Origin of the sequence: Stella humosa, from assembly GCF_006738645.1 — a bacterium.
Classification (GTDB): Bacteria; Pseudomonadota; Alphaproteobacteria; order ATCC43930; family Allostellaceae; genus Allostella; species Allostella humosa.
Genome location: NZ_AP019700.1, coordinates 1,064,598 through 1,082,098 on the forward strand (window position 1 = coordinate 1,064,598; position 17,501 = coordinate 1,082,098).

Below are 17,501 nucleotides of genomic sequence, written 5' to 3' on the forward strand. Positions count from 1 at the left end.
GCTATTGATCGGGCAGGACCTGGGGAGCCTGCTGCTTGTCTGATTCCGCGCTGTTCACATCCGGCGGGCTGTTCACCACCGACTACCTCGGCGAGGCGATCAAGGCGACCTCGGCCTATCGCGCGGTCGATGTTGCCAGCCTGCGCGCGCGCCTCGTCCAGATCGCTGCCGCCTTTCCGCAGAATCTTCGCACCAACGAAAGCCAGACCGAGGACGATTTCATCTGGCCGGTGCTGACGTCGCTCGGCTGGACGGATTTCCTTCGGCAGCAGAACCTGACGGTCACTGGGCGCGACGATGTGCCGGACGGCCTGTTGTTCGCGGATGCAGAGGCAAAGAACGCCGCCAATGCCTTGGGCGACCAGTGGCGCCGCTATGCCCACGGGCTGGCGGTGGTGGAAAGCAAGCGCTGGGCGCGTCCCCTGGATCGTGCGTCGGGGCGCAGCGAAGCGACGGCGCCTTCCACCCAGATGCTGCGGTATCTGCGGCGGATCGACGACACGACGGGCGGTCGGCTGCGCTGGGGCATCCTGACCAACGGCCTGCGCTGGCGGCTCTACTGGGCGGGCGCCCGCTCGATTTCCGAACAGTTCCTGGAGATCGACCTCGGGCGCGCGCTGGCGCTGGAAGGCGGGGGTGATCTGTTCGCAGACGAGTCCACCCGAGAGCATTGGCTGCGCGTGTTCGCGGTCATGTTCGGTCGAGGGGCGTTCCTGCCGGTCGGGCCGGATCGGCGGACCTTCCATGAACAGGCACGGGCAGAAGGCGCCTTCTACGAGGAACGCGTAGCCGCCAGCCTTTCAAGGCTGGTGTTCGACCAAGTCTTTCCCAACCTTGCCCAAGTGATCGCGGTCGGCAATCCTGAGGCGTCTCTGGCGGAGGTTCGCGACGCGGCACTCATCCTTCTGTACCGGCTGCTGTTCCTGCTCTATGCCGAAGATCGCGATCTGCTGCCTGTAGGCGACCGGCGCTATGACGACTATGCGCTGCGACCGCTCCGGATCGACGTCGGCCGTCGCGTGTCGAACGGCGACAGCTTCTCGGCTTCGGCGGGGCGCATATGGGCCCACATCTCTGATCTGTCCCGGATTATCGATACCGGCGACGGTTCGGTCGGCATCCCACCCTACAATGGGGGCCTGTTCGCCACCGGCCGCACGCCTCTCCTGACGAGCACGCGGATCCCCGACAGCGTCATGGCTCCAGCACTCGATGCCCTGTCCTATGAGCGATCTTCCGGCGACCGGCGCTACATCAACTATCGCGACCTGTCGGTGCAGCAACTGGGCTCGATCTACGAGCGCCTGCTGGAGTTCGAGATCGTGCGGGAGGATGGCGGGCTTGCCGTGCGGCCCAACCTGTTCGCCCGCCGCAATACGGGCAGCTACTATACCCCTGACGATCTGGTCCGCCTGATCCTCGACGAAACGCTGGAACCGCTGATTGCCGAACGGCGCCAAGCGTTCGTCGCGGCGCTCGACAGGTTGAACCCGCGCGATGCCGAGGACTATCGCCGGCGCGAACTGCGCGACGCCGACGCGGCGATGGCGATACTGTCGCTGCGCGTCTGCGATCCTGCGATGGGGTCCGGGCATTTTCTGGTCAGCCTCGTCGATACGCTGGCCGACCATGTTCTGGACGCCATGGCCGAGGCGGCCGCGCTCGGTGCGGGCATGCAATACACCTCCCCGCTGGCGGACCGGATCGAGGATATCCGCAGCACCATTCTCCGAAATGCCAGGACGGCAGAATGGAGCATCGACGAGGAGCAGCTCGACGATCGGCATATCGTCCGAAGGATGGTGCTGAAGCGCTGCGTCTATGGCGTCGACAAGAACCCGATGGCGGTCGAACTGGCCAAGGTCGGGCTCTGGCTGCACACCTTCACGGTTGGCGCGCCATTGTCGTTCATCGACCACCACCTGCACGCCGGCGACAGCCTGTTCGGGCTGTGGGTGCGCGACGCCATCGACAAGGCGGGCGCCATCGGCGGTGAGCTGCTGTACGCCGAAGCGCTGCGCAATGCGCAGCGATCGGCACTGGCGATGAAGACGATCGAGACCCTTACCGATGCGGATATCGGCGAGGCGCATCGGTCGGCGGAGATGTACGGCGATGTGGAGTTGATGACCGGCGAACTCGACGGGTTCGTCAGCTTCATGCACGCGCTCGACTGGCTCAATCTGAAGTCGCGCGAAGACAAGGCACTGGTCCGCCATTGGCTCGACGGGCGGTTCGGCGATCCCATTCCCATCGCCCGCGGCCGGAAGGCCCCGGACGGCGGCACGGCCAAAGCCGAGGAAGTCGAGGCTTTCACCAGTATCTGGCAACGCGCGCGCGGCTTGATGGCCGAGGAGCGCTTCCTCAACTGGCAGATCGCCTTCCCCGGCGTGTGGGAGAACTGGGCCAGCAAGGGTCGGGAGGGCGGGTTCGACGCCGTGGTCGGCAACCCGCCCTGGGATCGCATCAAGCTGCAGCAGGTGGAATGGTTCGCGGCGCGGCGGCCGGCCATCGCACTGGCGCAGCGGGCATCGGATCGCGGCCGCATGATCGCCGCGCTACGCGCCGATGGCGATCCACTGTTCGCCGACTTCCAGAAGGCCGATGCGCGTGCTGCCGACACCGCCCGCGTGGCGCGGACCTCCGGCCACTATCCTCTGCTCAGCCGGGGCGATGCCAACCTCTATTGCCTGTTCGTGGAGCGCGCCCACGCGCTGGTGCGGCCGGGCGGCATGGTCGGCCTATTGGTGCCAAGCGGCATCGCGTCCGACCTGTCCGCCAGCCCCTTCTTCCGGGGCGTGGCGACCGGCGGGCACCTGAAATCGCTGTATGATTTCGAGAACCGGCGAACGCGCCATGGGCTTGAGCCCTTCTTCCCGGATGTGGACAGCCGATTCAAGTTCTGCGCGCTGGTAACCAGTCCCGCTCGGACGTTCGAACGGGCGCAGTGCGCTTTTTTTCTTCAGGCGACGAACGAAGCATTAGAGGCCGATCGGTCATTCTTGATCACGGCAGCCGATTTCGCCGCGGTCAATCCGAATACCGGCACCGCGCCAATCTTCCGCTCTCGGCGGGATATGGCGCTGACCACCGCGATCTATGAGCGCCTGCCGGTCCTGGTCAACCGATCGAGCGGCACTCCGGTCGCCGCATGGCCGGTGCGCTATGTCACCATGTTCCATATGACCAATGACAGCCATCGGTTTCGGACACGCGCCGAACTTGAGGAACGCGAAGGTGCCTGGAGCACTGGCGGCAATCGCTTCCAGTCGCCGGCTGGCGACTGGCTGCCACTGTATGTCGGGCGCATGATCCATCAGTTCGATCACCGCGCAGCCTCGGTTACCGTCAACGACGAGAACTTGCACAATGCCGCTCTGAGTGGGGAAGTCACTGCTCAGATGAAGGTCGATCCAGCATTTCTCGCCACGCCGCAATACTGGCTTTTGGATCAGGGCAATCTTGGTGGTCGGGCAATCGCATTTCGCGACATTGCTAGAGCTACAGATGCGCGGACAATGATCGCGGCCCTGCTGCCGCATCGGGCCGCCGGCAATACCGCGCCGCTGATTGTCTCCGATCTGTCAGCAAGCGACCAGGCGATGCTTCTCGGCAACCTTAACGCTCTGGTGTTCGACTATGTCGCTCGTCAGAAGGCCCAGAGCACACATCTGAACTGGTACATCGTCGAGCAGTTGCCTGTAGTGCCACCGGCTGCCTACGGCCGGAAGTTCGGCTCCAAGTCCGCTGCGTCCATCGTCCAGGAAGCGGTGCTCGAACTGAGCTACACCGCGCACGACCTGGCTCCGTTCGCGCGTGACATGGGGCATGTCGATGATGCCGGCGCCGTCCGGCCGCCCTTCGTCTGGGATGACGACCGGCGCCTTCGCCTGCGCGCCAAGCTCGATGCGCTCTACTTCATCCTCTACGGCGTATTCGATCCGGCGGACGCGGTGCGCAGCCGCGACGACATCCGCTACATCTACTCGACCTTCCCGATCGTCGAGCGGGAGGAGGTCGCCAGATGGGGCAGCTATCGCAGCCGCGACCTCGCCCTTGCCTGGATCAATGCGCTCATGGCCGGCCAGCCAGACGCGACCGTCGCCGGCTGACGGTCGAGCGTGGTAGCCGCGCTCAGCCCGCCGCGGCCGCCTCGCGGGCCAGGCCCAGTTCGGCCAGGATGGCGTCGGTGTGCTCGCCCAGCATCGGCGGGGCCTCGGCGGGCTGGTCGGCGCGGCTGCCGTCGAAGCGCACCGGGCGGCGGACCGACACGAGGTCGCCTTTCACCGGGTGCGTTAGGCCGTAGAAGGAATCCAGGTGCTTCACCTGCGGGTCGGCGAAGACCTCGGTCACGTCGTTGACCGAGGCGAAGGGCACGTCGAACTCGGCCAGGCGCTGGAACCAATGGGTGGCCGGCTGGCGCGCGAAGTCGACGCCGGCTTCGGCCAGCAGGATCTCGTAGTTGGCGATGCGGCCTTCCAGCGTGGCGAAGCGCGGGTCGGCGCCCAGGTCCGGCCGGGCGATGGCGCCCAGCAGTCCTGCCCAGAACTTGGGCTGCGAGGAGAGGTGGATCGCCACCATCCGCCCGTCGGCGCAGCGGAAGGCATAGGCCTGGGAATTGCGGATGCGCAGGTAAGCGTCGGCCACCTCGCCGTTCTGCGTCCAGTAGCCGAAGGGCTCCGGCATGAAGGCGACGGTGGCCTCCAGCATGTTCACCTCGACCCGGCGCGCCACGCCCTTGCGCTCGCGCTCCAGCAGGGCCGAGAGGATGCCGTAGCAGGCATATTGCCCGGTCACGTTGTCCGAGATGGTGGTGCCCGACAGGCGCGGGGCGGCGGCATCCAGGAACTGGCTCGACATGCCGCTCAGCGCCTGGGCGATGGCATCGTAGCAGGGGCGGTCGGAATAGGGGCCGTCCGCGCCGAAGCCGGTGATGGAGCAGCGCACCAGGCGCGGGTTCAGCTCCACCAGGCGGGCGTCGGGGAAGCCCAGGCGGTCCAGCACGCCGGGCCGGAAATTCTCCAGCAGCACGTCGCTGCGCTGCACGAGGCGCTCCAGCGCCTGGCGGCCGAGGTCGGTGCGCAGCGAGATCGCCAGGCTGCGCTTGTTGCGGTTGTAGGAGCAGAACTGCGCGCTGTAGGCACCGCCGCCATAGCTGCGGAACGGGTCGCCGCCCTCCGGATTCTCGATCTTCACGACGTCGGCGCCCATGTCGGCCAGCATCATGCCGGTCAGCGGGCCGGTGATCATCGTCGTCAGCTCCACGACGGCGATGCCGTCGAGCGGTCCGGGCATGGGGCGGGTCCTCTGGCGAATGGGGGATGGAGAATGGCGGGGCGGGCGGCGCGGTCCGTCGCGCCGCCCGGTGGCGTGGATGCCTACTTGTCGCGCTGGTCGGTGATCTGCGTGCCCTTCTTGAAGGGCTCGAACACCGGCTTGTAGCTCTTCTTGTCGAGGAACTGCTGCAGGCCGCTCTGGTAGGAGTGGTCGGCGTCGTCGACGCGCAGGGCCTGCTTCTTCTCCTGCATGTAGTCGGCCGCCTCCGCGAAGCCCATCTGGCGCACCATGCGGATCGCCTGCTTGGTGCCGCGCAGCGCCGCCTGGCTCTTGGTCATCAGCTTCTTGGCCAGCTTGGTGACCTCCTCCTCCAGCGTCTCCTTCGGCACGGCGAAGTTGGCGATGCCGATGCGCACGGCCTCCTTGCCGTCGAACGCCTCGCCCAGGCAGGCATAATAGAGCGCATGGCGCAGCAGGACCGCGTCGGCGAACGCCTTGCTGACCATGCCGCCCGGCAGGATGCCCCAGTTCACTTCCGACAGCGAGAAGGTCGCGTCCTCGGCGACGATGGCGAAGTCGGTCGCCAGGAAGTGCGAGAAGGCGCCGCCGACGCAATAGCCCTCGACCATCGCGATGGTCGGCTTGTCGAACATGTAGAGCCGGTCCCACTGCCAGCCGTTGGAGACCAGGCGGGCCTTCTTGGCCTGGGCCGGCTTGCCCTCGTTGGCGCGGAAATACTCCTTCAGGTCCTGGCCGGCCGAGAAGTTGCCGCCCGCACCGGCGATGACGACGACCTTGGTGTCGGGGTCCTCCTCCAGCTCGTCCAGGGTGGCGGCCATCTCGCGATGCAGCGCCGGGCTCATCGCGTTGCGCTTTTCCGGGCGGTTCAGGTAGGTCCAGGCGATGCCGTCCTGCTTGATGACCTTGACGTATTTCCGCTGGGGCTCGCTCATTCTGCTGTCTTTCTCTTGGGGTAGGGCTCTTGGGGGGCAGGCGGGCTCTTGGGGCAGGCGGGTCACTTCCACCAGACGAGGCGGCGGTCGATCCAGGCGAACAGGCCGTAGATCGCCATGCTCGCGGCCGACGCCAGCACGATCGCGGCCCAGACCCGCAGGAAGTCGACCTGCTGGGTCGCGAGGTAGATGATCTGGCCAAGGCCGGCATAGGCGCCCAGCATCTCGGCCACGATGGCGATGATGATGCTGCGCACGATCGCCACGCGCAGGCCGCTGGCGATGGCGGGCAGGGCGGCCGGCAGGCGCAGCGTCCAGATCGTCCGGAGCGGCCCGGCGCCGAAGCTGCGCAGCAGGTTGACGGCTGCCGGGTCGACCGCCTTCAGCCCGTTCATGGCGTTGACGAAGACGGCGAAGCCCGCCGCCAGCGCCACCATGGCGATCTTGGAGGCAGACCCCATGCCGAGCGCCACCAATGCCACCGGCGCATAGGCCACGACCGGCACCGAGTTGACCGCGACCACGATCGGCATGGCCGCGCGCTCGACCAGCGGCATCAGCACGAAGACAAGCGCCAGCACGATCGCCGCGACGCCACCCAGGACATAGCCGCTGCCCGCCTCGTAGAGCGTGACTCGCAGGCCGGCCAGCAGCGCCGGCAGGTCGTTCCACAGGGCGACCGCGATGCTGGGGATGCTGGGCAGCACGAAGGTCGGGATGCGGAAGACGAGGATCGAGGCCTCCCACACGAAGGCGATGACCAGCAGGCCGGCGATGGGATAGGCGATGCGGGAGAGTGCGTTCACAGCTCGCGTCCCCACCAGACGAAGCGCCGCTCGATCGCGGCCAGGATGCCGTAGAGCCCGGCGCCCAGCACGCCGCAGGCGACCACGATCGACCACAGCCGCGGCATGTTCTCGGCATACATCGCCTGCACCAGCATGATGCCGAGGCCGACCGTGTCGCCGAACCATTCGCCGACGATGGCGCCGACGAGGCTGAGGCTGACGCCCAGCAGCAGCGAGGCCATGATGGCGGGCAGCGCGAAGGGCAGCCGCAGGCGCCAGAACAGCGTCCAGGCCGAGGCGCCGAAGCTGCGCATCAGGTCGACGCGCTGCGGGTCGACCGACATCAGCCCGCGCAGCGTGTTCACCGTCACCGGGAAGAAGGTCAGGTAGAAGGCGATCACCACCTTCGACAGGATGCCGTTGCCGAACCAGATGACGACGAGCGCCCCGAAGGCGATCACCGGCACCGTCTGCGACACCACCAGCAGCGGCAGCAGCAGGCGCTCCAGCAGGCGGAATTGGGCGAATGCCGCGCCGGCCAGGAAGCCGAAGGCCGCCCCGGCGGCAAAGCCCAGTACCGTCTCGGTAAGGGTGCGCAGGATGCCACGGGCGAGTGCGGCGTGGTTGACGACCATGTCGGCCAGCACGGCCGAGACCGCCGGCATGACGGAGTAGGGGCCGCCCCAGATTCGCGCGGCTGCCTCCCACACGGCCAGGCAGCCGAGGATGGTCGCGGTCTGGAGCGCCAGGATGCCGCCGCGCGTCATGGCGTCAGTGGCCGGCCATGGTGAAGGACTTCATGCTCTCTTCCTCGATCGCGTCGAGCAGCGTGCTCTTGATGCGCAGGAAGTCGGCCGAGGTCGCCACATGGGCCGGCCGCGGCCGCGGCAGGTCGACCGCCACGTCCATCTTGATGCGACCCGGCCGGGCGGTCATCACGACGACGCGGTCGCCCAGGAAGATCGCCTCGTCGACGTCGTGGGTGATGAACAGGATCGAGCGGCGGTGGCGCTGCCAAACATCCAGCAGCCAGCGCTGCATCATCGTCCGTGTCAGCGCGTCGAGCGCGCCGAACGGCTCGTCGAGCAGCATCAGGTCGCGCTCGAAGAGGAAGGTGCGGATCAGCGCCACGCGTTGGCGCATGCCGCCCGAAAGCTGGTGGGGATAGTGCCGCTCGAACCCGGCCAGGCCGAATTCCGGCATCATCGCCAAAGCCTTCGCGCGCGCCTCCGCCCGGCGCATGCCCTCGACCTCGAGCGCCAGGATGGCGTTGTCGATGACCCGGCGCCAGGGCAGCAGCAGGTCGCGCTGGGGCATGAACGAGACCCGGCCCAGCAGGTCGCGGCCGGCATGGCGCTGCCCACCGAAGCGGATCTCGCCGCCGGGGTCGGCATCGGCCAGGCCGGCCGCGATGTTGAACAGCGTGCTCTTGCCGCAGCCGCTGGGGCCGACCAGGGTGACGAATTCCCCCCGGCCGACCCGGAGGTCGACGCCATCGATCGCCACGACACGGTCGGCACCGCCGCCGAACGTCCTGGAGATGCCGGCCAGCTCGATGATGGCGTCGCTCGCCGGATCGGTCATTCCCTGCACCGCTCTGCTGCCTCTCTCGGGTTGCGGGATCGTCAGGGCTTCTTGTATTCGACGGGGACCGCGTTCCAGAACTTGGGCTCCAGCGCGCTGCCGATCTTGACGTTGGCGTCCAGCACCTTGCGGTCGACCAGGGACTGGCGGACCGCCTCCAGCTTGGCCGTGTCGATGGCGCCGATGCCCTGGCTGGTGCCGAGGTCGGCCACCATCAGCTTGGAATACTCGGCCAGCATGCCGAGCTGGTGGTTGCGGTCGAGGCCGGACGCGGCCTTCATCACGATGTCGACGGCCTCTTCCTGGTTGGCGGCGGCGTACTTCCAGCCGCGCATGGAGCCGTTCAGGAACGCCTGCACCGTCTTCGGCCGCTCGGCGATCAGCTTCTCGTTCACGATCAGCGTGTCGCTGGGGAAGCTGACGCCGTAGTCCTCGGCGCGGAACACGGTGAAGTCCTTCACGCCGCGCGCCTTCAGCACGTTCAGCTCGTTGAACAGCATGACGGTGGCGACGTCGATCTGGCGGTCGATGAAGGGGGCCATCGAGACGGCCTGGGGCACGACGCTGAGGTCGTTGGCGCCGACGTCGAACTTCGACAGCACGGCATAGAGCGTGTTGTGCGCGCCGGTGAAGAAGGTGGAGACCTTCTTGCCCTTGAAGTCCTTGGGCGACTTGATGCCCGAGTCATTGAAGGCGACATAGGCTGAAGGCGTCCGCTGCAGCATCATGGCGATGCCGGTGATCGGCAGGTTCTTGGCCCGGCTCGCCAGCAGGTTCTCGATGCCGCCGGCCAGCGCGAAATGGTCGGCGCCCGAGGCGACCAGGGTCTCGCCGTTCAGGTTGGGGCCGCCGGGATTGACGGTCACGTCCAGCCCCTCGGCCGTGTAGAAGCCCTTTTCCTTGGCGACGTAGAAGCCGGCGAACTGCGCCTGGGCTACCCATTTCAGGCGAACCGAGACGGCCTCGGCCGCCGCTGCGTCGGTCGCCGCCGCACCGATCCCGACGGCCAATGCAGCCGCTACGAGCCTGCCCAACGTTCCAGCCATGCCAGCCTCCTGTTTTGCGCTTGTTGTATGCATGAAATAGTAATCTGAATACAAGGTACGTTGCAAACATTGACATGGCCGCGAGCGATGACGCAACTTCATCCGCGCCGGGATGGTAAAAATCCCGCTGAAATGCCAATAATGGCCGAGCAATGGCTAGCTCAGCGGCTGCTGCGGTCGGAAATGCAGAAATGAGAATGTTGCATACATGAGTGACCAGCCCACCGGCTCCACCATCGCCGAGACCATCCGCTCCCAGCTCGAGCGCGCCATCGTCACCGGCGCCATGCGGCCGGGCGAGCGGCTCGACGAGCAGGAGATCGCCGACCGCTTCGGCGTGTCGCGGACCCCCGTGCGCGAGGCGATCCGGACCCTGGCGGCCAGCGGCCTGGTCGACGTGCGCCAGCGCCAGGGCGCCACCGTGGGGGCGATCGACATTCCGCGCCTGATCGAGATGTTCCAGGTCATGGCCGAGCTCGAGGGGCTGTGCGGCGAGCTGGCCGCCCGGCGCATCACCCAGGAGGAGAAGGCCAACCTGGCCGCCCTGCACGAGCGCCTGATCGCGGCCGGCGGCAGCGTCTCGCCGCTGGAGTTCTACGAGATCAACCGCGAGTTCCACGAGGCGATCTACGACGCCGCGCGCAACGACTTCCTGGCCGAGCAGACCCGCGCGCTGCGCACCCGCGTCGGCGCCTACCGCCGGCAGGTGACCTACCTGCCGGGCCGGGTCGCCTCGACCATCCGCGAGCATGCCGCCGTCATCGACGCCATCTGCCGCCATGACGGCGAGGCCGCGCGGCGCAGCCTGCGCGACCATGTCAACCTGCTGGGCGACAACCTGTCGGACTTCATCGCCTCGCTGGCCAGCAGCCGCCCGGCCCCCGGCGAGGGTGCCCCGGCCGGCCGCCGGGCCCGCGCCGCGGCCGAGGAAGTGCTGGAAGAGCGTTCCTGAGGCGGTCTGGCGGGAACGCTGCTGCCTTCGACTGCTCGCTGCGCTGCCCGCCCGACCATCCAGCGCGGTCGGGTTGGGCTCTACGCCGCCGTCCAGCCGCCATCGACCATGATGGCAGAGCCGGTGACGAGCGAGGACGCGTCCGACGCCAGGAAGATCGCCGCCCCCATCACCTCCTCGATCTGGCCGACGCGGCCGAGCGCGATCCGGGCCGTGACGAAGTCGCGGAAGGCCGGGTCGGCCAGCATCGGCCGCGACATGTCGGTCTCGATGAAGGTGGGGCAGATGGTGTTGACGCGGATTCTGTCCGGCCCGAACTCCCAGGCCAGCGCCTTCGTCATGCCTTCGACGGCGTGCTTGGCGCCGCAATAGAGGGTGCGCCGCGGCCCGCCGACATGGCCCATCTGGGACGAGATGTTGATGATGGAGCCGCCGCGCGCCTGGGCCTTCATGCCGTACGCCACCGTCTTGGTCAGGAACAGGGTGGCGCGGACGTTGAGGTCGTAGACCACGTCGTAGTCGGCCTCGGTGATGTCCTGCAGCAGGAGCGGGCGGTTAAGCCCGGCATTGTTGACCAGGATGTCGAACGGGCCGGCCGCGGCGACGGCGCGGTCGGTGGCTTCCCGGTCGAGTATGTCGAGCGGCAGGGCCGTGGCCGCCCATCCGCGCGCCTGCATGGCCTGGGCAACGGCTGCCAGGTCGTCGGCGCTGCGCGCCACCAGCGTCACCGCGGCACCAGCCTCGGCCAGCGCCGTCGCCATGGCGAGGCCGAGGCCGCGGCTGGCCCCGGTGACCAGCGCGGTGCGGCCTTCGAGCCGGAAGCTCGGGCTTGTCGGCAGGATCATAGGGGCTCTACCGCGGAATAGGGCTCGACGTTGCGCCCGCCATAGCGGCGCACGCGGATGTTGGCCTGCTCGCCATGGCCGGCGAACCCTTCCAGCGCGCAGAGGCGCGAGCAGTACTCGCCGATCATCGCCGAGGCCTCGTCGGTGACGACCTTCTGATAGGTGCAGGTCTTCAGGAACTTGCCGACCCACAGGCCGCCGGTATAGCGCGCGGCCCGGCGCGTCGGCAGCGTGTGGTTGGTGCCGATCACCTTGTCGCCATAGCTGACGTTGGTGCGGGCGCCCAGGAACAGTGCGCCGTAGTTCACCATGTGCTCCAGGTACCAGTCGTCGCGGTCGGTCATCACCTGGACATGCTCGGACGCGATCTGGTTGGCGATCTTCAGCATCTCGTCATGATCGTCGGCGACGATGACCTGGCCGTAGTCGCGCCAGGCCAGCCCGGCGATCTCGCCCGTCGGCATGATCGCCAGCAGCCGCTCGACCTCGCGGATCGTCTCGCGCGCCAGCCGCTCGGACGTGGTCAGCAGGACGGCCGGCGAGTTCGGGCCGTGCTCGGCCTGGCCCAGCAGGTCGACCGCGCAAAGCTCGCCGTCGACCGTCTCGTCGGCGATCACCATGGTCTCGGTCGGACCGGCGAACAGGTCGATGCCGACCCGCCCATAGAGCTGGCGCTTGGCCTCGGCGACATAGGCGTTGCCCGGGCCGACCAGCATGTCGACCGGCGCGATGGTGGCGGTTCCGAGTGCCATGGCGCCCACGGCCTGGATGCCCCCCAGGACATAGATCTCGTCGGCGCCGGCCAGGTGCTGGGCGGCGATGATCGCCGGTGCGGGCTTGCCGGCAAACGGCGGCGCGCAGGTGATGATGCGCTTCACGCCGGCCACCTTGGCCGTGACGACCGACATGTGGGCCGACGCCAGCAGGGGATACTTGCCGCCCGGGACATAGCAGCCGACCGAACTGACCGGGATGTTCTTGTGGCCCAGGATGATGCCGGGCAGCGTCTCGCGCTCGACCGGCTGCAGGGCGCTCATCTGGATCTCGGCGAAGTTGCGCACCTGCGCTTGCGCGAACTGGATGTCGGCGATGTCGCGCGGGCGCAGTTGGCCCACCGCCTCGTCGATCTCGGCCTGGCTCAGCCGGAAGTCGTCGCGCTCCCACTTGTCGAACTTGCGGGACAGGTCGCGGACGGCGTCGTCGCCGCGCCGCGCGATGTCGTTCAGCGCGGTTTCGACGGTGCTGCGGACCTGCGCGTCGATCTCGGCGATCGCCTCGACGTCCTTGCCGCGCTTGAGGATGGTGGCCATTGGGCGGGATGTTCCTTGATAGCGAAGGCGGGGTCGCGCGCGTTGCGCTTCAGCGCAGGATGCGGGCGGGGCTGACGTCGTCCTGGCGGTAGAATACCGGACTGGTGCCGAGGAGCCGAATCTTGGTGGCGTTCACCGGCTCGCGCATCTCCAGCGCGGCGAAGGCGCTGACGACCTGATACTGAAAATATCGTTCCATGGCGCACCGGGGAAGACAATGCCGCCCAGCAGACCGTGCGCTCCACTGCGAGGTGCAGCGGGGCATCGGCAGCATCGTGGCGGTCACTATACCGGATGCCCGCGTTGGACGCGCCCTATCCCGCGCCGCGCAGCACGATTCCAGATCCACCGGCCAATCGGTTATCTGTTGCAGCAGTATGTATGCAAAATCAGATAAATTGAATGCAATAACTGCCACGATCATTGACACAAGCCACCGCGACGGCGCACCATTGTCGACGGGAAATGCCAAGGTGCCTTGGGCGTATTGGCAGATCGCGTGATTCGCGGAGAAATCGTTATCGACCGTCAAGAGTGCAGAATTACCGATATTGCATACATGATCGTGCATCCGATCGATTCTGCCGCAGCCCATTTCCCCGCCACCGATGAAGCACTGGGAGAGCGTTCTTGAAGCTGGATCTCGAAGGAAAGACCGTCCTCATCACCGGCGCATCCAAGGGGATCGGTCTGGCGACCGCCGAATCCTTCGCCCGGGAGGGCTGCGCCCTGCATCTGGCGGCGCGCGACGGAACGGCTCTCGCCAAGGCCAAGGACGAGATCGGCGCCGCCCACGGCGTTGCGGTCGACATCCATGTGATGGACCTGTCGACGCCCGACAGCATGGTCGACCTGGCCGGCCGCTGCGGGGCCATCGACATCCTGATCAACAATGCCGGCGACATCCCGGCCGGCCCGATCGACGCCGTCGATGCGGCCGCCTGGCGGCGCGGCTTCGACCTCAAGGTCTTCGGCTATATCGACCTGACGCGCGCGGTCTATCGCGGCATGACCGAGCGCGGCCATGGCGTCATTGTCAACGACATTGGCAATTCCGGCGAGAACTGGGACGCCAACTACATTGCCGGCAGCACCGGCAATGCCGCGCTGATGTCCTTTACCCGGGCGCTGGGCGGCGTCAGCCTGGACCATGGCGTGCGCGTCGTCGGCGTCAATCCGGGCCCGGTCGCCACCGACCGCATGGTCAAGCTGATGAAGCGCCGCGCCGTCGACAACTGGGGCGACGACAGCCGCTGGCAGGAACTGTTCAAGCTCTATCCGGGCGGCCGCCCGGCCAGCGCGGAAGAGGTGGCCGACCTGATGGTGTTCCTGGCCTCGCCGCGCGCGGGCTACATCACCGGCACCATCGTCACCATCGACGGCGGCATCGCGTCGCGCGGCTCGATCATCTGACGCCCCCGGCATCTGAGCCGCTCGAGGATCTGGCCCATGTCCACCGCCGCCGTGCGCAACCGGCATTTCGACGACCTGTTCGCCACGCCGGACCTGCGCTGGCTCGGGCAGAACACCAACCATGTCCCGGCTCATCCCGACGTGTTGCGGGCGATGGCGCGCTCGATCGTGGAGGAGGAGTTCCACGCCTATGCCCCGCCGCTCGGCTTCGAGGCGCTGCGCCGCGGCATCGTGGAGGATCTGGGTCTGGCGCCCGGCAGCGCCGAAGCGCTGGTGACCGAGGGCGGCGTCTCGGCCCTGGCCTTGCTGGTGAAGGCCCATTGCCGGCCCGGCAGCCGCTTCGTCACCACCGATCCCACCTGGAAATGGCCCTGCATCTTCGCCCGCCAGGCCGGGGCCGAGGTGGTGGAAATCCCGATCTTCGACCCGGCCGTGGGCTACCGGCTGACCGCCGACCGCCTGGCGGCCGAGGTCGACGAGCGCACCAGCGTCATCTACCTGGTCGATCCCAACAACCCGCTGGGCGTGTCCTACAGCCGGGCCGAGATCGAGGCGTTCGCGGCGATCGCGCGCAGCGTCGGCGCGCTCCTGATCCAGGACGCGACCTATCGCGACTTCGCGGCCGAGCCCTATCCCGTGCTGGCGGCCATGCCGGAGGGCGCGGTGATGACCGTCAGCTTCTCCAAGTGGCTGGGCCTGGCCGGCATGCGCATCGGCGGGCTGGTGGCCGCTCCCGGCCTGATCGCCGACTTGGCGGGTCTGTCGCACGCCGCGCTCGGCGCCAGCGTCGTCGCCCAGCGCGGCGCCATGGCGGGCCTGGCGGTGAAGCATGAATGGATGGCCAAGGTGCGCGCGCTGGACGACGCCAACAAGGCCGCCATCCATGCCCGCGTGCAGGAGACGCCCGGCCTCAGCATCCCGGTCTATCCATCGCACGGCAATTTCCTGGTGATCGAGACCCACGCCGCCGGCATCCGCCCGGAATCGCTGGCCGAGGTCTATCGCCGCCGCAAGATCATGATCCGCCACGGCGCCTATCACACCCAGCGCTTCGGCGACCGCTTCGTGAAGGTCAGCACCTCGGTCCCGGCCGAATGGGTGCGGGAATTCTGCGACCTGCTGCCGGCGATGGTGGAGGAGGCGCGCAGCCTCAACGCCCCACCGGAAATGTTCTGAAGGAGAAGCGCGATGGGCTTCGCGACCGCGGGCGACGGCGTGCGCCTCTATTTCGAGGAGACGGGCACCGGCACGCCCGTCATCTTCGTCCATGAGTTCGGCGACAACTATCGCTCGTGGGAGCCGCAGGTGCGCCGCTTCGCGCGCACCCGCCGCTGCATCACCTTTGCCGCCCGCGGCTATCCCCCGTCCGACGTGCCGAGCGACCCGGAGGCCTACTCGCAGGCGATCGCGGCGTCGGACATCGCGGCCGTGCTGGATGCGGCCGGGGTCGAGCGCGCGCATGTCGTCGGCTGCTCGATGGGCGGCTTCGCTGCCCTGCATTTCGGCCTCGACCATGCCGACCGCGCGCTCTCCATCGTCGCCGCCGGGGCCGGCTATGGCGCCGAGAAGCAGCACGAGGAGTATTTCCGCAACATCTCGCTGACGGTCGCGCGCAACTTCGAGGAGATCGGCGCCGAGCGCTTCGCCGAGACCTACGGCTCTGGCGCGTCGCGGGTGCAGTTCCAGAACAAGAATCCGCGCGGCTGGCGGGAGTTCGTGGAGCGGCTGGCGCAGCATTCGGCGGCCGGGGCGGCTGCCACCATGCGCGGCGTGCAGGTGCGGCGGCCGTCGCTCTACGACCTGGCCGACCGCTTCGCCCGCATGGCCGCCCCCACCCTGGTCGTCGTCGGCGACGAGGACGATCATTGCATCCAGCCGGGCGTCTTCCTGAAGAAGACCATTCCCGCCTGCGGCCTGCTGATCCTGCCCAAGACCGGGCATGCGGCGAACCAGGAGGAGCCGGAGCTGTTCAACACCGTCCTGGGCGAGTTCCTGGACGCGGTCGAGGCCGGGCGCTGGACGCCGCGCGATCCCCGGGCCCGGCCCGACCAGATCATGCGGACGGCCGGGTCGTGACGACCTTCGGGCAGGTCGCGGCCGCCATCGACGAGCGCCGCCTGTGGGACCGGCACGAGGCGCTGGCCCGGGTCGGGGCCACCGAGCGCGGCGGCGTCAACCGCCAGGCCCTGTCCGACGAGGAGATCGCGGCCAAGCGCGTGCTGATCGGCTGGGCCGGCGCGCTGGGGCTGGAGGCGTCGACGGATGCCATCGGCAACCTGTTCCTGCGCCTGCCCGGGTACGATCCGGCCCTGACTCCGGTGATGACCGGCTCGCACATCGACAGCCAGCCGACCGGCGGCAAGTATGATGGCGTCTATGGCGTGCTGGCCGGGCTGGAGGCGGTGGAGGCGATGCGGGCAGCCGGGTACCAGCCGCGCCGGGCCATCGACATCGTCGCCTGGACCAACGAGGAGGGCTCGCGCTTCGCCCCTGGCATGATGGGGTCGGAAGCCTTCGCCGGGGTCCGCGCGCTGGAGACGATCCTGCCGGTGGCGGACGCCGCCGGCATCCGCGTCGAGGCCGAACTGGCCCGCCTCGATGCCGCCTTCCCGGACATGGCGCGCCGGCCGGTCGGTTTCCCGGTGGCGGCCTATGTCGAAGCCCATATCGAACAAGGCCCGGAGCTGGAAGCAGCCGGGCACCAGGTCGGCGTCGTCACCGGTATCCAGGGCAAGAAAACCTGGAAAGTGTCTGTTCGTGGCGAGGAGGCACATGCCGGGACGACGCCGCGCCGCCGTCGCCGCGACGCGCTGGCGGCGGCCGCCGCGATGATCGCCGCTCTCCACCGCGCCATCGTCGATGCCGACGACGTGGTGCGCTTCACGGTGGGCCGCATCCAGGTGGAGCCCAACGCCCCGTCCGTCGTGCCGGCCCGGGCCGATTTCTCGATCGACCTGCGCCATCCGGACGGCCCCACGCTGGAGGGCTTCGGCGCCGCGGTCGAAAGCATCTGCCAGGCCAATGCCGGTCCATGCACCGTCACCGTCACGCCGCTGGTCGATGCTGCACCGCTGACCTTTCCGTCTGCCATGCAGGACGCGACCCGACAGACGGCGGAGCGCCTTGGCCTCGCCCCCATGGCTCTGGCCTCGGCCGCCGGCCACGATGCCCGCAACCTGCACATGGTCTGCCCCTCGGCCATGATCTTCGTGCCCTGTGCCGGCGGCATCAGCCATAACGAGGTCGAGGCGACGCTGCCGGGCGATCTCGCGGCCGGTGCGCGCGTGCTGGCCGAGCTGCTGGTGCAGCTCGCCGACCGCGCCTGAGCGCCGG

15 protein-coding genes are annotated in these 17,501 nt (G+C 68.1%); 6 read left to right on the forward strand and 9 right to left on the reverse strand.

Annotated features, from left to right (window positions below):
• Nucleotides 1-35 precede the first annotated feature (35 nt).
• Entirely contained in the window at nucleotides 36-4,112 is a 4,077-nt protein-coding gene (locus tag STVA_RS05095) for an Eco57I restriction-modification methylase domain-containing protein (protein WP_123689662.1), read from the forward strand.
• 22 nt (nucleotides 4,113-4,134) lie between these two features.
• Here STVA_RS05095 and STVA_RS05100 read toward each other — a convergent pair whose 3' ends face one another.
• The 6 genes from STVA_RS05100 to STVA_RS05125 form a co-directional block, all read right to left on the reverse strand.
• Nucleotides 4,135-5,295 carry a CaiB/BaiF CoA transferase family protein gene (locus tag STVA_RS05100; RefSeq protein ID WP_123689661.1) on the reverse strand — a complete coding sequence of 387 codons (1,161 nt, stop codon included), beginning with the start codon at nucleotides 5,293-5,295 and terminating at the stop codon, nucleotides 4,135-4,137.
• An 83-nt stretch (nucleotides 5,296-5,378) separates the two neighbouring features.
• On the reverse strand, nucleotides 5,379-6,230 hold the full coding sequence (locus tag STVA_RS05105; RefSeq protein ID WP_123689660.1) for a p-hydroxycinnamoyl CoA hydratase/lyase: 852 nt from the start codon (nucleotides 6,228-6,230) through the stop codon (nucleotides 5,379-5,381).
• 62 nt (nucleotides 6,231-6,292) lie between these two features.
• Nucleotides 6,293-7,036, reverse strand: coding sequence for an ABC transporter permease (locus STVA_RS05110; RefSeq protein ID WP_245978311.1), 744 nt, complete (start codon nucleotides 7,034-7,036; stop codon nucleotides 6,293-6,295).
• A complete protein-coding gene (locus STVA_RS05115) occupies nucleotides 7,033-7,785 on the reverse strand; it encodes an ABC transporter permease (protein ID WP_123689658.1) in 753 nt (250 codons plus the stop codon). Before STVA_RS05115 ends, STVA_RS05110 begins: the two co-directional genes overlap by 4 nt.
• 4 nt (nucleotides 7,786-7,789) lie before the next feature.
• Nucleotides 7,790-8,602, reverse strand: a complete 813-nt coding sequence (locus STVA_RS05120; RefSeq protein ID WP_123689657.1) for an ABC transporter ATP-binding protein — start codon at nucleotides 8,600-8,602, stop codon at nucleotides 7,790-7,792.
• A 41-nt stretch (nucleotides 8,603-8,643) separates the two neighbouring features.
• Nucleotides 8,644-9,648: an ABC transporter substrate-binding protein gene (locus STVA_RS05125; protein ID WP_123689656.1), complete on the reverse strand. Its 1,005-nt coding sequence runs from the start codon at nucleotides 9,646-9,648 to the stop codon at nucleotides 8,644-8,646.
• Between the two features lie 208 nt (nucleotides 9,649-9,856).
• Here STVA_RS05125 and STVA_RS05130 point away from each other — a divergent pair, with 208 nt between their 5' ends.
• Nucleotides 9,857-10,600, forward strand: a complete 744-nt coding sequence (locus STVA_RS05130; RefSeq protein WP_123689655.1) for a GntR family transcriptional regulator — start codon at nucleotides 9,857-9,859, stop codon at nucleotides 10,598-10,600.
• 80 nt (nucleotides 10,601-10,680) lie between these two features.
• On the opposite strand, the gene STVA_RS05135 is transcribed toward STVA_RS05130, so the two are convergent.
• From STVA_RS05135 to STVA_RS27545, 3 genes are read right to left on the reverse strand one after another with little or no spacing between them, the layout of a single operon-like run.
• The gene (locus STVA_RS05135) at nucleotides 10,681-11,445 is read right to left on the reverse strand and encodes an SDR family NAD(P)-dependent oxidoreductase (RefSeq protein WP_179955438.1); all 765 of its coding nucleotides are present in this window, start codon (nucleotides 11,443-11,445) and stop codon (nucleotides 10,681-10,683) included.
• On the reverse strand, nucleotides 11,442-12,755 hold the full coding sequence (gene hisD, locus STVA_RS05140; RefSeq protein ID WP_123689654.1) for a histidinol dehydrogenase: 1,314 nt from the start codon (nucleotides 12,753-12,755) through the stop codon (nucleotides 11,442-11,444). Before hisD ends, STVA_RS05135 begins: the two co-directional genes overlap by 4 nt.
• A gap of 49 nt (nucleotides 12,756-12,804) precedes the next feature.
• The gene (locus tag STVA_RS27545) at nucleotides 12,805-12,954 is read right to left on the reverse strand and encodes a hypothetical protein (protein WP_170216451.1); all 150 of its coding nucleotides are present in this window, start codon (nucleotides 12,952-12,954) and stop codon (nucleotides 12,805-12,807) included.
• Nucleotides 12,955-13,385: 431 nt separating this feature from the next.
• On the opposite strand from STVA_RS27545, the gene STVA_RS05145 reads away from it, so the two are divergent.
• From STVA_RS05145 to STVA_RS05160, 4 genes are read left to right on the forward strand one after another with little or no spacing between them, the layout of a single operon-like run.
• A complete protein-coding gene (locus STVA_RS05145; RefSeq protein WP_123689653.1) occupies nucleotides 13,386-14,168 on the forward strand; it encodes an SDR family oxidoreductase in 783 nt (260 codons plus the stop codon).
• Between the two features lie 36 nt (nucleotides 14,169-14,204).
• Nucleotides 14,205-15,344 carry a pyridoxal phosphate-dependent aminotransferase gene (locus STVA_RS05150; protein WP_123689652.1) on the forward strand — a complete coding sequence of 380 codons (1,140 nt, stop codon included), beginning with the start codon at nucleotides 14,205-14,207 and terminating at the stop codon, nucleotides 15,342-15,344.
• Between the two features lie 12 nt (nucleotides 15,345-15,356).
• Complete coding sequence (locus STVA_RS05155; protein WP_123689651.1) at nucleotides 15,357-16,244, forward strand: alpha/beta fold hydrolase; 888 nt, start codon at nucleotides 15,357-15,359, stop codon at nucleotides 16,242-16,244.
• Entirely contained in the window at nucleotides 16,241-17,494 is a 1,254-nt protein-coding gene (locus STVA_RS05160) for a hydantoinase/carbamoylase family amidase (protein ID WP_123689650.1), read from the forward strand. The genes STVA_RS05155 and STVA_RS05160 overlap by 4 nt, the downstream gene beginning before the upstream one ends.
• Nucleotides 17,495-17,501 lie beyond the last annotated feature (7 nt).